Source organism: Pseudomonas sp. XP1, assembly GCF_053557675.1.
Map to the genome: position 1 here is coordinate 18,034 of NZ_JBNRIJ010000022.1, position 17,846 is coordinate 35,879.

Below are 17,846 nucleotides of genomic sequence, written 5' to 3' on the forward strand. Positions count from 1 at the left end.
CCTGCAGTCTTGCGACATGCTCCTGATCGACGGCCTGCACGCCTTCGACTTCACCTCCGATGAATCCGGCCTCACCATCGAATGCATGGACGGCCGCCAGCTCCGCCGCTGGTCCTTCACCCCCGAGCAGATCACTGCTGCCATCGCCGTGGGTGACGAGTGGCAACTCGACGATGCCAACGGCGAGCATCGACTAGTCTGTATGAGTGCCTTTCGTGCCCCGGATGATGATGAAGATGAATCGGATCTGGACGAGCCTGCTGACCGCTAGCCTGATGAGCATGACCCTCCACGCCCACGCCGCCACCTTGTTGGTGGGCAGTTACACCGATGGCGCCAGCCAGGGCATCTACCGCTATCGGTTTGACGAAAAGACCGGCCATATCGACCCTGCGCCGCAGCAGGTGGTGAAGAGTGTCAGCCCTTCCTGGCTGGTACTGTCGGCCGATCAACGCCAGCTGTTCGCAGTCAATGAAACCCCGAACGGCCATGCCAGCAGTTTCAGCGTCAGTGCAAAAGGCGAGATCAAGCCCCTCAACCAGGTGGCCAGCCAAGGTGACGAGCCGACTCACGCCAGCCTCAGCCAGGACCAGCGTTACCTGTTCGTGGCCAACTACGCGGTCCAGCCCGACCCCGGCGGCAGCCTGGTGGTAATCCCGGTGGCCAAGGACGGCAAGCTCAAGCCAGTGGTGCAACAGGCCCGGCACAAGGCGAGTGGGGTCAACCCCGAGCGCCAGGTCGGCGCTCATGTGCATTCGCTGGTGTTGTCACCGGACGGTCGCCACCTGTATGCCAGCGACCTGGGTGCCGACAAGGTGTTCATCTACCGCTACGACGGTGCCAGCACAGACCACCCGCTGACGCCGGCGATCCCCGCGTCGGTGGACCTGCCGCCGGGCAGCGGGCCGCGCCACCTGTTGTTCGACGCCAAGGGCCGGCACGCCTACCTGACCCTGGAGATGACTGCCGAAGTGGTGATGTTCGATGTGCAGGAGGGCAACCTGGTCGAGCGCCAGCGCCTGCCCCTGACCGAGAGCAGAGAAGCTGCGGCTAAAGCGGCAGGTGGCTTGCATCTGTCGGCGGACGGGCGCTTCCTTTATGTGAGCAACCGTGGCACTGTCAACGAGATCGTGGTGTTCAGCGTGGGCAAGCAGGACGGCCAGTTGGCATTCCTGCAGCGCCGTTCGGTGGAGGGTGATCACCCCCGCGAGTTCGCCCTCGACCCGAGTGACAACTTCCTGCTGGTGGCCAACCAGAAGAGCAACCAGATCGTGGTGATACGCCGCGATCCGCGCAGCGGCCGCCTGTTGGAGACGGTACAGACACTGAAGCAGGATGCGCCGTCGGACCTGAAGTTCATCGAGTGATATCGATCGGCGTGATAATCGATACTGCCGCAATGAATTTTTGCCTGCGGCTTCGGCGGCGTAAGTTTGACCCAAGGCCCAAACGGGCCAACGTCAAACCACCGCCGTCGAGGTCAGCCCAGATGAACTTCAATCTCTTCCCGGTCATTGCCGCATCCGCCATTTCCGCTTCGGTCGTATTGCCGACGCATGCCCATGCCGACAGCAGCGGCAAGGCGTCCGCCACCCATAGCTACACCGAACAGTACCTGCGCCAGAGTGCCAATTTCCACGCGGCATTGAGTGGCAAGCACAACCACTGAATCCTGTACTGGCCCTATCGCCGGCAAGCCGGCTCCCACAGGGGTTGAGCAGGCCTCAGGTCCAGCACCGTACCTGTGGGAGCTGGCTTGCCGGCGATAGGGCCAGTACAGGAAACAGGGTTCATTTGGCCATTACGGCCTTGAACAGCTCCGAAGCCAACCACCCCTCCAGCCAGCTCCGCACCCGCGGATAAGCCGCCTCGGCGAACCACTGCGGTTCGACCCCGGCAAACTGGCGCATCAGGGGCAGCAATGCGGCATCGGCAATGCTCGGGTGCGTGGCCAGCAAGTAGGGCCTGCCCGCCAGCAGGCCTTCGAGCTCCGCCAGCCAGGCCTCGGCCTGCTGGCGGTAATGCTCGCGGGTATGCTCGGGGTAGCGCTCGGCATACTTGTACAGGTTTACCTGCCCCTTGAACGTGCTGTCGTTGCGCGCAATCAGTGTTTCAGCCTGCTGCGCCGCCGCAGGGTCGCCCTGCAGTCGCCAGTCCTGTGGGTCGTTTTGCGCCAGCGCCCAGTGCATGATGTCCAGGCTTTCTTCGAGCACTCCGGCACCGGTATCCAGTACCGGCACCGTGCCCTTGGGTGACAAGGCCAGCAGTTGCGCCGGCTTGTTCTTCATCGCCACCTCGCGAATCTCCACCTCGCACCCCGCATAGCGCAGGGCCAGGCGCGCGCGCATGGCCCAGGGGCAGCGGCGGAACGAGTAGAGGATCACCCGCACACCTCCACGTCACTCAGGCCATTGCCTTGGCGGCGCACCTGGATCTGCACCGGGATGCGTTCGTGCATTTCCTGCACGTGGGAAATAACCGCCACCTTGCGGCCCTGAGCTTGCAAACCGTCGAGGGCGTCCATGGCCAGTTGCAGCGACTCGGGGTCGAGGCTGCCGAAGCCTTCGTCGATGAACAGCGATTCGATACGCAGCGTGCTGGAGGCCATCGAGGCCAGCCCCAGGGCCAGGGCCAGCGACACCAGGAAGGTTTCCCCGCCAGACAGCGAGTGCACCGAACGCAGTTCGTCACCCATCTCGGTGTCCAGCACCAGCAGGCCGAGGGCGCTGCCGCCGCGCTTGAGGCGGTAGCGGCGGGCCAGCTGGCGCAACTGGGCGTTGGCGTGGTGCAGCAGCAGGTCGAGGTTGTAGCCCTGGGCGATCTTGCGGAACACATCGCCCGAGGCCGAACCGATCAGGGCGTTCAGGCGAGCCCAGCGTTGCCACTGCTGATGGGCCTGCTCGATTTCCGCCGCCAGCGCCTGGTGCGCCTGTTGGCGACGCTGGTCATCGGCCTGCTGTGCACGCAGTTCGGCGCATTGCTGCTCGTGGCCGGCCAAGCGTTCGCGCAGCTCGGCCAGGGCCTGTTCCAACGCGTCGGCAGAGGTGTCCACGGTCATTTGCGCAGCATGTTGCTGCAGGCGTTGTTCACGTTCCTGCAGCAGCACGCGGCCCTGTTCGATGGCTTTTTCCGCCCCTTGCAGGCGCTGGCGCAGTTCATTGACTTGCGTGTCATCCATGCTCAGCAGGCGATTCAGGCCGGCGTCGTCCAGTTCCGGGTGTTCACCGCGCCACTGGGCGATCTGGCCCTGCAACTGCTGGCACTCGGCATACAGCGCCTGCTGCTGCTGGGTGTTGGCCTTGAGTTCGCTGGCCAGTTGCACGCCTTGGGTGCGCAGGTCCTGCAGGCGCTGGGCAGTGTCGGCGTCGAGGGCGCGGGCCTGCTCCAGCGTGGTGTCCATGTGCTGTTGCCAGGCTTCGGCGCTGTCGTGCTCGCCCAGCAGTTCGCCGAGCGAAGCCTGGGCCTGTTGGCGCTGTTCGTCGAGGGCGGCAAGTGTCTGCTGCAACTGCTGCAGGGTCTGAATGCGAGCCTGTTGCTGGTCACGCAGTTTGTCCAGCTGGGCCTGGCGGGCTTGCTGTTCTTCCTGTTCGTCCTTGCGCTGATCGAGTTGCTGCAGGCGTTGGGCAATCTGCTGGTCCAGAGCGAGGAAGGCATTGGCCGGGTCGTCGTTCAAGGCCTTGAGGGCCTCTTCGGGCAACACCCCGGCCAGGTCGTCAAGGCCTTGCTGCAACTGCTGCTCGTCGCTGGCCAGGGCCTGGTGCTGTTGCTCCAGATGGCGCTGGGCTTGCTGTTGCGCCTGTTGGGCAGCCTGCAGTTGCTGGTTGAGACGGGCTGCATCTTTTTGCAGGGCGAGCAGGGCGCTCTGGCGTTTCTCATCCTGGCCGATTTCTTCGTCCAGGCGTCGCAGCTGGCTGTCGAGCCAGGAACTGCGGGCCTTGTCGTCCTGCGGGGCCAGGGCCGGCCACAGGCTGTGTGCCTGCACCTGGGCTACCAGCGGTTGCAGCTGTTCGCCCAGTTGCTGCTGTTGCTGCTGGAAGTCCTTGAGCTGGGCGTTGACCACGCCCAGCTGAGTGCGCAGCTCAACCAGCTTGCTGTTGAGGGTTTCGACCTGCTTCTGCGCGGCATCTTCCTCGGCCTGGTCATGGCGACCCAGGCTTTGCAGCAGCGCTTCTGGCTGGTGAAACGGGTGCTCGGCGCTGCCACACACCGGGCAGGGTTCGCCATCGCGCAACTGGCCGCGCAACTCTTCGACGCTGGTATTGCGTGCCAGGCGCTGGCGTTCCAGCAACTGGCGGGTGAGGTTGAACGCTTGCTCGGCGGCCTCCAGCTCGGCCTTGGCGGCGGTGCCTTCGGTAATCAGTTGCTGGCGCTGCTGCATGGCCTGCTGCTGACGCACGCGCACGGCCTCCAGCTGCTGACGCAGTTCCAGTTCGCGGCCATGCAGGCGTGACAGCTCTTCCACGGCGCGCTGCTGCTTGCGGTTGTCCTGCAGCATGCTACCCAGCAGGTCGATCTGTTCTGCCAGGGCCTGGGGTTCGGCCTTGGCTTCGCGGAACAGCAGTTCGAAGGCATCGCGCTCGGCCTGCAAGTGCGCATTGGCCTGGCTGGCCTGGGCCTGCAGGCCGGGCAATTCTTCGCGGCCCTTGGCCAGGCGGCCACCGATCAGCATCACTTGCTTCAGCTGCGGCAGGTAGGCGTGCCAGGCATTGGCCAGGCCCGCCAGGTGCTGGCTGTCGGCGAGCGCGGTATCGATCTGCGCCAGTTGCTGCAGGCTGCGCTGCTGGTTGTCTTCCAGCTGCTGCAGGTGCTGTTGGCCTTCGGCGACCTGCTGCTCGGCCTGCAGGCCGGCACTGCGCTGTGCTGCCAGCTCCTGGTCCAGGCGGGCCAGGTTGTCCTGGGCGGCAAAGGCCTGGCGCAGGCGAGGGGCGTTTTCGCTGTGTTGGGCCAGGCTATCGGCAAGTGCCTGACGCGCGGCGTCCAGCGCCTGTTCGAGCTCGCTGGTGCGTACCTGCAGCTCGGCTTGCTGCTGCTGTTGCTCGGCGATCTTCGCTGCCAGCGGTGCCAGTTGCGCGGTCAGTGTCTGCTGGCGGTGGAACTGGTGACGCTGCGGGGCCAGGCGCTCCAGGCGCACCAGGTCCAGGCGCTGGTCAGCCAGTTGTTGCCAGTCCTGTTCGGCGGCCTGCAGCGCAGTGCCGGCTTCGGCGTGCTGGGCCTGCAGTTGGCGCTGCACGCTCAGCCAGTTGCGTTGCTGTTCCAGCTGGCGCTCGCCGGCCTGGTCGGCCTTGAACTGCAATTGCGCCTGCTCCAGGCGCTGGTCGAGCTCGGCGCGTGCTTCGGCGGCCATCGGCAGCAGGTGGCTGGCACGGTCCTTCAGGGCGTTGTGGGCCTCGCCGGCTTCGCGTGCCTTGCTGAAGGCGCGCTGGCCCAGGCGGGTGTAGATGGCGGTGTTGGTAAGCTTTTCCAGCAGCTCGCTGCGTTCTTTGTCGTCGGCCTTGAGGAAGGCGCCGAATTCGCTCTGGGCCAGCATCACCGCGCGGGTGAACTGTTCGAAGTTCAGGCCCAGGCGGGCTTCGACCAGTTGTTTGTATTCGTTCTTGCCGCTGCCCAGTACCTGCTCGCTGTCCAGGTCGTAGAAGCTCTGGCGGCTGTGCTGCAGCTTGCCGTTTGCCTTGTCGCGGGCGCGGTTGGCTTCCCAGCGGGCGCGGTAGCGGCGGCCATCGATGCCGACGAAATCGACTTCGGCAAAGCCACTGCCGGTGCCGCGGCGCAGCAGGTTGCGCGGGTCGGAGGTAGGGATTTCACCGTCGGCGTCGGGCACCTTGGCTTCGCGGCCAATGTCGTTCAGCCGTGGCACGGTGCCGAACAACGCCAGGCAAAGGGCGTCGAGCAGGGTACTCTTGCCCGCCCCGGTAGGCCCGGTGATGGCGAACAGGCCGGCGCTGGCCAGCGGCTCGGCGGTGAAATCGATATCGACCGGGCCAGCCAGGGATGCCAGGTTCTTCAGGCGGATGGCGAGAATCTTCATGGCTGTTCCTCTTCCTGCTGCACGTCCTGCAACAGCAGGGCGAAGTCGGCCAGCGCCTGTTCGTCGGCGGGGTTGCCATAGGCCTGCTCCCAGGCACGGCTGAACAGGTCCTGCGGGGTCATCTGGGCCAGTTCGACAAAGGCCAGGTCATCGTCTTCGGTATTGTTGCGGCCGGCGTATTCGGCGCTGATGCGGATCAAGCGCACGGCCTTGCCTTGCAGTGCGGTTTCGATCTGCTGGCGCAGGTCGGGTTGCGGCTCGTCCAGTATCACCCGCACCTCCAGCCAGGGCTGGCGATTGGGGTCTTCGAGCAGGTCGACCACTGGCAGATCGGCCAGCTGTTCCAGCAGTTCGCCCAGTGGTGCCGGGCCGACCCGTTGCAGGGCTACGGCGCGCGGTACCGGGCGCGGTTCGACGCTGACCAGGCCGGTGCCGTCCAGCTCCACTTCCAGCACCTGGTGCGGGTAGTTGATTTCGGCGAACGACAGCGGGATCGGCGAGCCGCTGTAGCGGATGCGTTCTTCGCGGTTGACCTTCTGCGGCTTGTGCAGGTGGCCCAGGGCGACGTAACTGATGGCCTTGTCGAACAGCTTGGCCGGCAGCGCCTCGGCGTTGCCGATGATCAGGCTGCGCTCGGAGTCCTCCGACACCGCACCACCGGCCATGTGCGCGTGGCTGATGGCGATCAGCGCCTGGTCCTTCTTGCGCTTTTTTTGCGCGGCGGCGATCAGCTGCTGGTGCACCTGGGTGATGCCTTGCAGGTAGTCGTCGCCCAATTGCGGGCCGGTCACCTCGGCCGGGCGCAGGAAGGGCAGGGCCAGGCACCAGGCAGCGACCTTGCCACGGCCGTTGGTCAACGGAATCAGCAGGCGCTCGGCGTCCAGCTGGCCCTCGTCCAGCCAGTGCACACGGCCCAGGGCATGGGTGCGCAGGCGGCGCATCAGCGCCGCGGGCAGCTCGATGCGCGAGCCGGAGTCGTGGTTGCCGGCGATCATCACGATGTCCAGCTTCGGCTGTTGCTCGTGGGCCTGGACGATGAAGTCGTAGAGACGTTCCTGGGCTTTGACCGGCGGGTTGACCGTGTCGAAGATATCGCCGGCGATCAGCAGCGCATCCGGCTGGCGCAGGCGCAGCTGGCCGAGCAGCCAGTCGAGGAAGCAGGCGTGTTCGAAGTCGCGTTCCTGGCCGTGCAGGCTTTGGCCCAGGTGCCAGTCGGAGGTATGAAACAGACGCATGGATGACCTGTTGGTGTCGAGTCGAGCAAGCGGGGAAAGGGCGGTATGGTAACCCAAGCATGGGGCTAACAGGTGCTCGCCTGAAGATGTATGGCGCTCGATCTCTCAGGCGCTGAAAGTGTGTTAGAGAACACCTGACAGCCTTGATGCGATCACGCTTTCTGCAGTAGCGGCCTTGTGTCGCCAAAGGGCGTTGGGTTGCAGGTGCAGAAATATCTTACGGTGGCACCGGCTGCGCCGGTGTTCGCGGGTGAACCCGCTCCCACAGGTACTGCGCAAGGTTCCTGGCGTACGCGGTCATTGTGGGAGCGGGTTTACCCGCGAAGAGGCCCGCAGAGGCAGCACATCACTTGGGATAGAGCGGCGGCAGGCTGCCATTCTCGCCCGCCGGCAACAACACCTGCTCAGCCGGCGGTATCGTCCCAATCGCCCGCCACAAATCCTCACCCTGCCAATACTGGCCACTCTCGCTGTACAGCGCCCCGTTCAACCCATCCAGTGCATCCGACAACGGCACGAACCGCGCCGCCATCTCGGCCAGGGTTTCCGGCTGCTGGCGGGCCCAGGCGTCCAGCGCCTGGCGGGTTGCCTGTGGGTCGTTGGCCTGGCAAGCGCGCTTGAGGTCGTCCAGCAAGGTACGGGGGCTCGGCCCGGCCTGCGCGGCGCGCAGCACTGCCGGCTGCGAGCGGGCACGCCACCACAGGGCAAAGCCCAGCAAGGTGGTGAGGGCGAACAGCAGGGTGGCCAGCTGCCAGGGCCACAGCAAGCCGCTGGCACTGCTGTTATCGCCCGCCGGGGTGTCGGCACTCAGCGCCGGGTTGTCCTGCACGTTCAGCGTGCGCGCCGGCAGGCTACTGTGCTCCAGGTGGTCTTCGCGGGTGTTCCACCAGGTCACTTCCAGCGCCGGCAGCGCCAGCGCACCGCTGTGGGTCGGTACCAGGGCTTCGCGCTCTTCGCGGTTGGCGGTCATGCCGCGGTCGCTGATTTCGTTGCGCAGCAACGGCTGGTCGGGATAGCGGCGCAGGCCGGTGATTTCGGTGGCTGGCAGCGGTGGCAGCTGGGTGCTGGACAAGCCTTCGGCACGCAAGGTGATGTTGCGGGTCAGCGAGTCGCCAATCTGCACCTGCTGGTTGCCAGGGTCGGGGTTCCAGTGCTCTTCCAGGGTCAGGCTGCGGGCCGGTAGCCATGGCACGCCAGCAGGCCAGGCCGCCGGAATCGGCCGTACGGCCAGGCGCAATGGCAGCGAGCTGACCTGCACCTGGTGGCCGGCCCGGGCCGTGCCGTTGGTTTGTGTGGCCTCGTCCGGGCTGGCGGCGGCGGTGGCGGTGAAGGTCAGCGGCGGGATGTCGAGGGTGCCGCTTTGCTGGGCATACACGGCATAGCGGGTTTCGATCACGCCGTGGCGGACGCCGTTGATTTCCTTTTCATACGTGCGCGATTCACCCAGCGGTTCGACTTTGGCGTTTTCCAGCTGCAGCGGGCTCAGGCTGCTGTCGTCGTACAGTGCCACCGAATGGTAGATGCGCAGGGTGAGTACGGCCTGGGCCTGGACGTAGACCTCGCTGCTGTCGAGCGTGGCTTCGATGAACACCTGCGAGGCACTGTCCTGACGGCTGGCATCGGCCTGCAACACTTGCAGTTCGATGGCCTGGCTGTGCGACTGACCCAGTTGCAGTTCGGGGATGCGCAGGCTGCCGCTGCGCCGCGGCAGCAGGGTGATGATCCAGCGGGTGCTGGCGCGGGTTTCGCCGTCGAGGCTGTGCAGGCTGTTCAGCTGGCGCGTGCCGCGCACCTCGAAGTCACCCTCCAGCGCGCGCAGGTCGGGCTTGCCGAACTGGGTGACGTCCTGGCTTTCCAGGGTCAGCTCCAGGCTTTCGCCGGCTTCCAGGCGGGTGCGGTCGACGCTGGCCCGCAGCAGCGGTTCGGCCTGGGCCAGCACGGCCCACAGCAGACTGAGGAGAAAGACGCCGAAGCGACTCATCATGGGGTTTCCTGATGCAATTGCTGTTCATACCAGAATTTGCGCCGCAGCAGCTCCGCCGGATTATCGGGGATTTCCCGCAGCCATTGTTCCAGGGCCTGGCGCTGTTCGGCATCGAGGCTGGTCGATACCGGGCGCTGCGGCGGCTGGATGACGCTGTCATCCGCGCCCGCCTGGTTGCCGGGCGCTGCCTGGCTGTTGCTGGTGCCTTCGCCGGGCTGTTCGGCGCTGGCTTGTTCGTCGTTGCCGGGCGTGCCCTGGGCCGGGCTGCTGGCCGAGCTGCTGTTGCCTTCGGTTTCGCTGCCGGGCGTGCCTTGGGCATCGCCGCTGGCCGGTTGTTCCTCGGCCTTGGCCTCGCGCTGTTGCAACAGTTGTTGCACGAGAGCCTGGTTGTCCAGCGCCGGTTGCAGGTCGGGCTGGCGTTCCAGGGCTTGTTCGTAGGCGTCCAGGGCAGCTTCCAGCTCACCGCTGCGGGCCAGGGCATTGCCTCGATTGTAGTGGGCGGCGGCGGTGTCGCCTTGGGAAAAGGCTTCGGCGGCGCCGGCATAGTCGCCCGCCTGGTACAGGGCCATGCCGCGCCATTGCGGGTCCTGGAACTGGCGCGCAGCGCTTGCCGGACGGTTCTGCTCCAGCAGGCGCTGGCCTTGCTGGTCGGGGCGCAGCCACAGGTCGTTGAACTCGAAGGCCTGGCTGGGCTGGGGCAGGGCCAGCAGCAGCGGCAGGCAGAATAGCCAGCCGCGTCGGCCGGCACAGGCGGCCAGCAGCAACAGCGGTAGCAGCAGCCAGTAACCCTGATCGGCCCAGCTGTCCAGTTGCAGGGTCTGGCCGTCATTGCGCCCGGTGCGCGGGTTGTCGAACAGGCCCAGGCCACGCAGGTCGAGGTCGTCGATGCGGGCATGCCGGTAGCGCCCGCCTGTACCGCTGATGAAGCCCTTGAGGCTGGCGCTGTCCAGGCGTGGCACCAGGATGCCGCCCTGGTCGTCCTTGAGATATTCGCCATTGACCTGACGCACCGGTGCGCCTTCGCGGCTGCCGATGCCCAGCATCAGCAGGCTCGGGCCCTGGCGGCCGAGGGCCTGGGCGATGCCTTGGCGCTCCGGGGCGCTGAGCGACGAGCCGATCAGCAGCAGCCGGCCCTGGCCCAGGCCACTCTGGGCCAGCAGGGCCAGGCCTTTTTGCACGGCCAGGTCGGCGCGCTGGCCAGGTTTGGGCATGATCGACGGGTCGATCGCCTCAAGCAGGTTGCGGCTGGTGGCCAGGTCGTCGGACAGCGGCACCAGGGTGTGCGCGGAGCCGGCATAGACCACCAGCGCGGTCTGGCTGTCGCGGCGGTGCTCCAACAGGTCGAGGATTTTGCGCCTTGCTTGCTCCAGACGGTTGGGCGGGCTGTCTTCGGCGAGCATCTGCGGGGTCAGTTCCAGCAGGATCACCAGCGGGTCGGCCGGGCGCTGGCGGCTTTCTTCCACGCGCTGCCAACTGGGCCCGAGCAGGGCCAGGACCACCAGAGCCCAGGCCAGGCCCAGCGCTACCCACGGCAGCTTGCTGGTGCTGCCGCTGCCACCGCCGAGCAGGACGCCATGGAACGCCGGTGGCAGAATCATCTGCCAGCGCCCGGCGCGCTTGCGCCGGTGCCACAGTTTGTACAGCAGCCAGCCGAGCAGGGGCACGGCCAGCAGCCAGAGCGGGCGCAACCATTCGGGCCACAGTTCGATCATCGCCGCCTCCTCAGGCGCAGGCGCTTCAGGCGCTGGCGCCATTCCGGGTGCGGTTGCAGGAAGCGCGGCTTGCGCAGCATGCGGTGCAACAGGTTGTCGGGCCATTGCACGGCCAGCACCAGCAGCACGCTCAGCAGCAAGGCCAGGGCCAGGGGCCAGGCATACAAGGCCTTGGCCGTGCGCGCCTGGGTGGGTTGCTGGGCCACCGGCTCGAGCTGGTCGAGGGTGTCGCCGATGGCGTCAAGTTCGGCGCCGTCATGGGCGCGGAAGTAGGTACCGTGGGTGATGTCGGCAATTTCCTTGAGCGAGGCTTCGTCCAGATCCAGGCTCGGGTTCAGGCCGAGCAGGCCAGGGGTGCCACTGGCTTCGGGGTTGGCGCCGATGCCGATGGTGTAGATGCGCACGCCTTCCTGGGCGGCCAGGCGGGCGGCGGTCAGCGGGTGGATCTGCCCGCCGTTGTTGGCGCCGTCGGTGATCAGCACCAGTACCCGGCTTTGTGCCGGGCGTTGGCGCAGGCGCTTGACCGCCAGGCCAATGGCGTCGCCGATGGCGGTGTTCTTGCCGGCGATGCCGATCTGCGCTTCGTCGAGGAAGGTGCGCACGGTGCGCCGGTCAAAAGTGAGCGGGGCCTGCAGGTAGGCCTGGCTGCCGAACAGGATCAGGCCCACGCGGTCGCCCTCGCGGTCCTGCAGAAAGTCGCCGAGCAGCGCCTTGACCAGGTCGAGGCGGCTGATCTCTTCGTTCTGCCACTGCATGTCGGGGAAGTCCATCGACCCGGACACATCCACCGCCACCAGCAGGTCGCGGCCGCTGGCAGCCACTGGTACCGGCTCGCCCAACCATTGCGGGCGGGCGGCGGCGCACAGCAGCAACAGCCAGATGACGACAAAGGGTGCCTGCTGGCGCCAGGTCGGCAGGTTGAGCCGCGCGCGGCGCCCGGCCAGGCCTTCCAGTTCGTCGAGGAAGCCCACCTTGAGCACCGGTTCGCCGCTGTCGGCGGCCGGCAGCACCAGGCGCGCCAGCCACGGCAGCGGCAACAGGGCGAAGACCCACGGCCAGGCCAGTTCAAACATGCTTGCGAATCCAGGTTTCGACGGCCTGGCTGAGCCCGGCGATGGCTTTGTCGTCAAGCTTGCACTCGGGCTTGTAGGCGCCTTCTACCAGTACCATCCAGCGGGTCAGGCCGGCGGCCGGGCAGCGGTTGTCGAGAAACGCCAGCCACTGGCGGCCGTTGAGGGTATGGCTGTTGGCGCCTGGGTAATGGTTGCGGCACAGGCGTTTGAGCAGGGCGTTGATCTGTTGCAGCCAGGCTCCGGCCGGGGCGCCGTCGTAGGGGCGCGGCAGGCGGGCCAGTTCGGCCAGCGCTTCCACGCGTACCGGGTCCAAAGGTTGTTCGGCACGCACGATGCGGCGTTTGCCCGGGCGCCAGCGGCGCACCCGCCACAGGCCCCAGGCCAGCAGCGGCAGCACAGCCACCAGTAGCCACCAGCCGGGTGCCGGCGGCCACAGGCCGATCGGTGCGGGGGCGATCAGCGGCTGCAGTTGGTCAAGCGGGTTCATCGGCCGCTGCTCTTCATGACGCGCTCCGTGGCCGCTGGGCGTTCAGGTATTCGCGTAGCTGTTCGATCATTTCGCTCTGGGTGCTCAGGGGCATCAGCAGCACGCGCAGCTTTTGCGCCATCAGCTCCCAGCGCTCGATGCGCGCTTCGGCCTGCTGGCGGTAGGCCCGGCGCAGGTTGGTGTCCAGGGTGTCGAGCTCAAGCTGCGCGCTGCGCTGGGCAAAGCGCAGCAGGCCGGCGGCGGGCAGTGCGTGGTCGAGCGGGTCGGACACCGGCATCAGCAGCAGGTCGCAATGGCGCGAGAGCATGGCCAGGTGCTGTTCCACCTGGGCAGTGAGCGAGCGCTCATCGCAGATGACGATGGCCAGGCTGCCGGGGCGCAGCACTTCGCGGGCGCGGCGCAGGGCCAGGCCGAGGCTGTCGGCACCGGGCGTGGCCTCGGTGTGCAGCGCCTGGTTGACCTTGGCCAGGCGGTTGAGCAGTTGCAGCAAGCTCTGCTTGCTGCGCCGGGGCTTGATTTCGTGGTGCTCGTTGTCGCCGAACACCAAACCGCCAATGCGGTCGTTGTGGCCCAGCGCGGCCCAGCCGAACAGCGCGGCGGCCTGGGCGGCCAGCACCGACTTGAATATCAGCCCAGAGCCGAAGAACAGCCGCTGGCTCTGCTCGACGAGGATGAAGATGGGCCGTTCGCGCTCCTCGTGGAACAGCTTGGTGTGCGGCTCCTGGGTACGCGCGGTGACCCGCCAGTCGATGTTGCGCACATCGTCACCGGCCTGGTACACGCGCACCTGGTCGAAGTCCACGCCCCGTCCGCGCAATTTGGAGTGGTGCAGCCCCACCAGCGGGCTGCGCTGGCCGGGCCGGGAAAACAGCTGGATTTCGCGCACGCGGTGGCGCATGTCGATCAGCTCGGCAAGGCCGATGCGGATGCCGGGCTCGGCCAGCGATGCGGTGGGCATGGGCTCAGGCAACGGCGACGACGTCGAGGATGCGCTGGACCACGCGGTCCTGGTCGATCCCCGCCGCCTCGGCCTCGAACGAGAGGATGATGCGGTGGCGCAGTACGTCGAACAGTACCGCCTGGATGTCTTCGGGGCTGACGAAGTCGCGCCCGGCCAGCCAGGCGTGCGCGCGCGCGCAGCGGTCCAGCGATATGGAGCCACGCGGGCTGGCGCCGTAGGCGATCCAGTCGGCCAGTTCGGCGTCGAACTTGGCCGGAGTGCGGGTGGCCATCACCAGTTGCACCAGGTACTCCTCCACCGCGTCGGCCATGTACAGGCCGAGGATTTCCTTGCGGGCGGCGAAGATCGCCTGCTGGCTGACCCGGCGCTCGGGCTTGGTCTCGCCGCCCAGGGCTTCACCACGAGCCTGCAGCAGGATGCGCCGCTCCACTGCCGCGTCGGGGAAGCCGATTTTCACGTGCATCAGGAAGCGGTCGAGCTGGGCCTCGGGCAGTGGGTAGGTGCCTTCCTGCTCGATCGGGTTCTGCGTTGCCATCACCAGGAACAGCGGCGACAGGTCGTAGGTACTGCGGCCCACGCTGACCTGGCGTTCGGCCATGGCTTCGAGCAGTGCGGACTGCACCTTGGCCGGGGCGCGGTTGATTTCGTCGGCCAGCACCAGGTTATGGAAGATCGGCCCCTGCTGGAACACGAAGCTGCCGGTTTCCGGGCGGTAGATTTCGGTGCCGGTGATGTCGGCCGGGAGCAGGTCGGGGGTGAACTGAATGCGATGGAACTGTGCCTCGATGCCTTCGGCAAGCTCTTTGATGGCTTTGGTCTTGGCCAGGCCCGGCGCGCCTTCGACCAGCATGTGGCCGTCGGCCAGGAGCACGATCAACAGCCGCTCGACCAGTTTTTCCTGGCCTAGGATCTGGGAAGAAAGAAAGGTGCGCAGCGCGATCAGCGCTTCACGGTGTTCCATCGGTGACGGTTCCTGGTATGGGGCCGCAGGCGGCTGGAAGCAGCTGCCCTGGCAAGGGGTGATACTTTAATCCATCCGGGGGGGTGGCGACCAATGGCGGTAGGGAAATTTATCCTTGCCGGGGCCATGCAGGTGCGGAAATGTCCTGCATATGGCTGGCCATTGGCTGATGTTCCGCAGCGGCGTGTTGGCGCTTGCTTGTGCTTTTTGTACAAGCAGGAGGCACCACGATGGACCTGAACAGCTGTAGCACCGCACACATCACGCCAGTCACTCTGCGTTTTGGTGTGTTCTTCGATGGCACCGGTAACAACCTGAACAATGTGATGCCGGTGGATGCACCGGGGGGTAAAGGAGGCAGTTATGCCAATGCCTTGAGCAACGTGGCCCTGTTGTATGCGCTGTACCCGGCGCAGGGGGCCGGCGCTGACGGGGCCACGGTGTTCCTCAAGCGCTATGTCGAAGGCGTGGGCACCCTGGCGGGCGAGGAGGATCATGTCTATGCCTTCTTCACCGGGCGTGGGTGCAGGGGGGCCGAGACCCGGGTCAACGAGGCCCTGGAGGGAATTGCCGGGCAACTGCGGGAGTGGGGCCAGGCGAATCCGCAGGCAAGACTCGAGCGGGTCGAGTTCGACTTGTTCGGTTTCAGCCGAGGGGCAGCTGCTGTGCGACATCTGGCCAACCTGCTGCATGATGGCGGCGGCAGCCTGTTGGCTGTGCCCTGTGGCATCGTGATCAACTTCATCGGCCTGTTCGACACGGTGGCGGCGATCATCGCGCCGCTGCAGGGCGACTTCGACCCCGCCGACGACCGCCATGGTGACTTGCGCCTGGGCCTGGGCGCGGGCATTGCTCGGCAAATGGTGCAGCTGGTGGCGGAGGACGAGCAGCGACACAACTTCCCGCTGGTGCGCAGCGACCATGACATCGTGCTTCCGGGCGTGCACTCGAACATTGGCGGTGGTTACCCGGATACCACACAAGAGCAGGTGCTGCTGTGCAAACCGCAGTCACAGCGGGTGCCAGTGGGCATGCGCGCCGAGCAGACTCGCGTGCATGCCACCGTCAGTGCCTTGCTGGCGTCGGCGTTCGGCGAACTGGGGGCGCCCAGGCCGCAGGTGCTCGCCTGGGAGGAACCGATCGCCGGTGGCCGGCCGAGCGAGGCGCAAAAGCAGGTATATGCGGCGGTGTACCGCGAGCGGGAAGTGGCGGGACAGCTCTCCCGGGTATACCTGAGCATCATGCGGGAGCTGGCAGTGCGGGCGGGTGTGCCGTTTGCGCCGTTGGGCGGGCAGGCTGAGCATCGGTTGCCGGAGGAGTTGCTGGGCATCAGCCGCAAGTTGCACGGGTTTGCCTTGGGTGAGTGTGAACAGCATGGGTTGACCGAGGATGAACTGCGTTTGTTGCGTGACAGGTATGTGCATACATCGGCGAACTGGAATGCGTTGAAGGGGTTGCGTAACAGTGTGTTGGATGTGCTGTTCGTCGATCGGCCGGCGGCGGGAGGGCGGGTGATACACGCCAACCCGGTTGGGTGATTGGCCTGGATGGATAGAAGGGCGTGATGGCTGGCGGGTCTTCGCCGTTGCGTTTTCAGGGCCTGTCCGAATCAGCGCCGCGCGGGCGGCGCTCGATCTGACAGGCGCTACAAATATTGTGGCAAACACCCGCCAGCCATCATGCCAGCTCCTCCAGCAGGCCCTTCAGGTAGGCGCTACCGTGCCCGTCCAGCGGCTGCAGGGGCAGGCGTGGAGCGCCGACATCCTGGCCGAGCAGCTTCAAACCGGCCTTGATGGTGGTGGGCAGGCCGCGGCGGGTGATGTACTCCAACAGTTCGTACTGGCGGTAGAACAGCGCGCGAGCTTCAGCCAGGTCGCCTTGCTGCACCGCGTCCCACAGTGCCAGGTTCAGCGCCGGGATCAGGTTGGGCGCGGCAGTGCACCAGCCGGTGGCGCCGGCCACCAGGGCTTCCAGGGTGAGCGGGTTGCAACCGTTGTAGAAGGCCACCTGGCCATCGGTGGCCTTGAACAGGCGGTGCATGCGCTGTATGTCGCCGGTGCTTTCCTTGACCATGGTCACATTGGGCACTTCGCCGAGAATGCGCAGGATCAGCTCCACAGACAGGTCGGTGCCGCTGGTGCCCGGGTTGTTGTAGAGCATGATCGGAATGTCGATGGCCGCGCCCACGGCCTTGTAGTGGGCGACCACTTCGGCTTCGGTGAGCTTCCAGTAGGAGACGGGCAGCACCATCACCGCCGTGGCGCCGCAGGCCTGTGCCAGGCGAGCGCGCTGCACGGTGTGTGCGGTGGTCAGGTCGGAGACGCTGACCACGCTGGGCACGCGACCGGCAATGCGTGCCAGGCTGAAGCGCACCACCGTTTCCCATTCGCTGTCGGACAGGTAGGCGCCTTCGCCGGTGCTGCCCAGCGGGGCAATGGCATGCACGCCGTCGGCGATCAGCCGGTCGATGGACAGGCCCAGGGCATCCAGGTCGAGTGTGCCGTCTGCCGTGAAGGGAGTGATGGTGTAGCCGATAACGCCGCGAATTACAGGTGTAGACATAACCAGGCACCTCTGCCGTTGTTGGGGAAAGAGTACAACTTCAGTCAGCCCAGGCAGTCGCCATGGGCACGCAAGGCACGGCGCGCGTAATAGCTGAAGGCGGCGCCATGACGTTTGGGGGTGGAGATCCAGTCGTGAGCCTCCTTGCCCAGGGCATCCGGAATGGGGCGGATGTCACCGGCACCCATGGCCAGCAGCTGCATCTTGGCCGCGCGCTCGAACAGCAGGGCGAGCACGCAGGCTTCCTCGATCGAGCGGCCGGCGATCAGCAGGCCATGGTGGGAAAGCAGGATCGCGCGCTTGTCGCCGATCGCCCTGGAAATGATTTCACCTTCTTCGTTGCCCACCGGTACGCCGGGCCATTTCTTGAGGAACGCGCAGTCGTCGAACAGTGGGCACAGGTCCATGTGCGAGATGGCCAGCGGCACTTCCAGCATCGACAGGGCGGCGCTGTGCAGCGGGTGGGTGTGGATGATGCAGTTGACGTCGGGGCGTGCGCGGTACAGCCAGCTGTGGAAGCGGTTGGCCGGGTTGGCCATGCCGCTGCCTTGCAGCACGGTGAGGTCTTCGTCGACCACCAGCAGGTTGGAAGCGGCGATCTCGTCGAAACCCAGGCCGAGTTGTTGCGTGTAGTAGGTGCCAGGCTGCTCGGCGCGGGCGGTGATCTGCCCGGCCAGGCCGGAGTCGTGGCCGCCATCGAACAGGATGCGGCAGGTGAGGGCGAGCTTTTGTCGAGGGGTGTAGGTGTTGTCGGTCAGCGCCGTCAGCATCTGCTGCTGGGCGAGCTTGACCAGCTGGTCCTTGGGTGTCTGCATGGTGGTCGTCATGGGCGGTACCTGCATGGGG

The 17,846-nt window shown here is 66.3% G+C and carries 15 protein-coding genes; 4 read left to right on the top strand and 11 right to left on the bottom strand.

Annotation, left to right across the window (positions count from 1 at the left end):
• Window position 1: 1 nt before the first annotated feature.
• From ACK1U9_RS18115 to ACK1U9_RS18125, 3 genes are all read left to right on the top strand, one after another.
• Window positions 2-271, top strand: a complete 270-nt coding sequence (locus tag ACK1U9_RS18115; protein ID WP_449110078.1) for a DUF5629 family protein — start codon at window positions 2-4, stop codon at window positions 269-271.
• Complete coding sequence (locus ACK1U9_RS18120; RefSeq protein WP_258229914.1) at window positions 237-1,367, top strand: lactonase family protein; 1,131 nt, start codon at window positions 237-239, stop codon at window positions 1,365-1,367. The genes ACK1U9_RS18115 and ACK1U9_RS18120 overlap by 35 nt, the downstream gene beginning before the upstream one ends.
• 122 nt (window positions 1,368-1,489) lie before the next feature.
• Window positions 1,490-1,669: a hypothetical protein gene (locus tag ACK1U9_RS18125; RefSeq protein ID WP_025338263.1), complete on the top strand. Its 180-nt coding sequence runs from the start codon at window positions 1,490-1,492 to the stop codon at window positions 1,667-1,669.
• A gap of 121 nt (window positions 1,670-1,790) precedes the next feature.
• Here the strand turns inward: ACK1U9_RS18125 and ACK1U9_RS18130 are convergent, their stop codons facing one another.
• The 9 genes from ACK1U9_RS18130 to ACK1U9_RS18170 form a co-directional block, all read right to left on the bottom strand.
• Window positions 1,791-2,384 (bottom strand): glutathione S-transferase, encoded by a 594-nt coding sequence (locus ACK1U9_RS18130; RefSeq protein ID WP_108480200.1) that lies wholly within the window; start codon window positions 2,382-2,384, stop codon window positions 1,791-1,793.
• Window positions 2,381-6,025 carry an AAA family ATPase gene (locus ACK1U9_RS18135; protein WP_108480199.1) on the bottom strand — a complete coding sequence of 1,215 codons (3,645 nt, stop codon included), beginning with the start codon at window positions 6,023-6,025 and terminating at the stop codon, window positions 2,381-2,383. Before ACK1U9_RS18135 ends, ACK1U9_RS18130 begins: the two co-directional genes overlap by 4 nt.
• On the bottom strand, window positions 6,022-7,260 hold the full coding sequence (locus ACK1U9_RS18140; RefSeq protein WP_108480198.1) for an exonuclease SbcCD subunit D C-terminal domain-containing protein: 1,239 nt from the start codon (window positions 7,258-7,260) through the stop codon (window positions 6,022-6,024). The genes ACK1U9_RS18135 and ACK1U9_RS18140 overlap by 4 nt, the downstream gene beginning before the upstream one ends.
• A gap of 346 nt (window positions 7,261-7,606) precedes the next feature.
• Window positions 7,607-9,241, bottom strand: coding sequence for a BatD family protein (locus ACK1U9_RS18145; RefSeq protein WP_108480197.1), 1,635 nt, complete (start codon window positions 9,239-9,241; stop codon window positions 7,607-7,609).
• Window positions 9,241-10,956 (bottom strand): vWA domain-containing protein, encoded by a 1,716-nt coding sequence (locus tag ACK1U9_RS18150; RefSeq protein ID WP_085601493.1) that lies wholly within the window; start codon window positions 10,954-10,956, stop codon window positions 9,241-9,243. The genes ACK1U9_RS18145 and ACK1U9_RS18150 overlap by 1 nt, the downstream gene beginning before the upstream one ends.
• Complete coding sequence (locus ACK1U9_RS18155) at window positions 10,953-12,029, bottom strand: vWA domain-containing protein (RefSeq protein WP_046616319.1); 1,077 nt, start codon at window positions 12,027-12,029, stop codon at window positions 10,953-10,955. Before ACK1U9_RS18155 ends, ACK1U9_RS18150 begins: the two co-directional genes overlap by 4 nt.
• Entirely contained in the window at window positions 12,022-12,516 is a 495-nt protein-coding gene (locus ACK1U9_RS18160) for a DUF4381 domain-containing protein (RefSeq protein ID WP_046616318.1), read from the bottom strand. Before ACK1U9_RS18160 ends, ACK1U9_RS18155 begins: the two co-directional genes overlap by 8 nt.
• A gap of 13 nt (window positions 12,517-12,529) precedes the next feature.
• On the bottom strand, window positions 12,530-13,474 hold the full coding sequence (locus tag ACK1U9_RS18165) for a DUF58 domain-containing protein (RefSeq protein ID WP_108481383.1): 945 nt from the start codon (window positions 13,472-13,474) through the stop codon (window positions 12,530-12,532).
• A 4-nt stretch (window positions 13,475-13,478) separates the two neighbouring features.
• Window positions 13,479-14,438: an AAA family ATPase gene (locus ACK1U9_RS18170; protein WP_013971644.1), complete on the bottom strand. Its 960-nt coding sequence runs from the start codon at window positions 14,436-14,438 to the stop codon at window positions 13,479-13,481.
• A gap of 230 nt (window positions 14,439-14,668) precedes the next feature.
• Here ACK1U9_RS18170 and ACK1U9_RS18175 point away from each other — a divergent pair, with 230 nt between their 5' ends.
• Window positions 14,669-15,976, top strand: a complete 1,308-nt coding sequence (locus ACK1U9_RS18175) for a T6SS phospholipase effector Tle1-like catalytic domain-containing protein (RefSeq protein ID WP_108481382.1) — start codon at window positions 14,669-14,671, stop codon at window positions 15,974-15,976.
• A 139-nt stretch (window positions 15,977-16,115) separates the two neighbouring features.
• On the opposite strand, the gene ACK1U9_RS18180 is transcribed toward ACK1U9_RS18175, so the two are convergent.
• Window positions 16,116-17,000, bottom strand: coding sequence for a dihydrodipicolinate synthase family protein (locus tag ACK1U9_RS18180; RefSeq protein ID WP_108481381.1), 885 nt, complete (start codon window positions 16,998-17,000; stop codon window positions 16,116-16,118).
• A gap of 44 nt (window positions 17,001-17,044) precedes the next feature.
• Window positions 17,045-17,827 carry an aldolase gene (locus ACK1U9_RS18185; RefSeq protein ID WP_108481380.1) on the bottom strand — a complete coding sequence of 261 codons (783 nt, stop codon included), beginning with the start codon at window positions 17,825-17,827 and terminating at the stop codon, window positions 17,045-17,047.
• Window positions 17,828-17,846 lie beyond the last annotated feature (19 nt).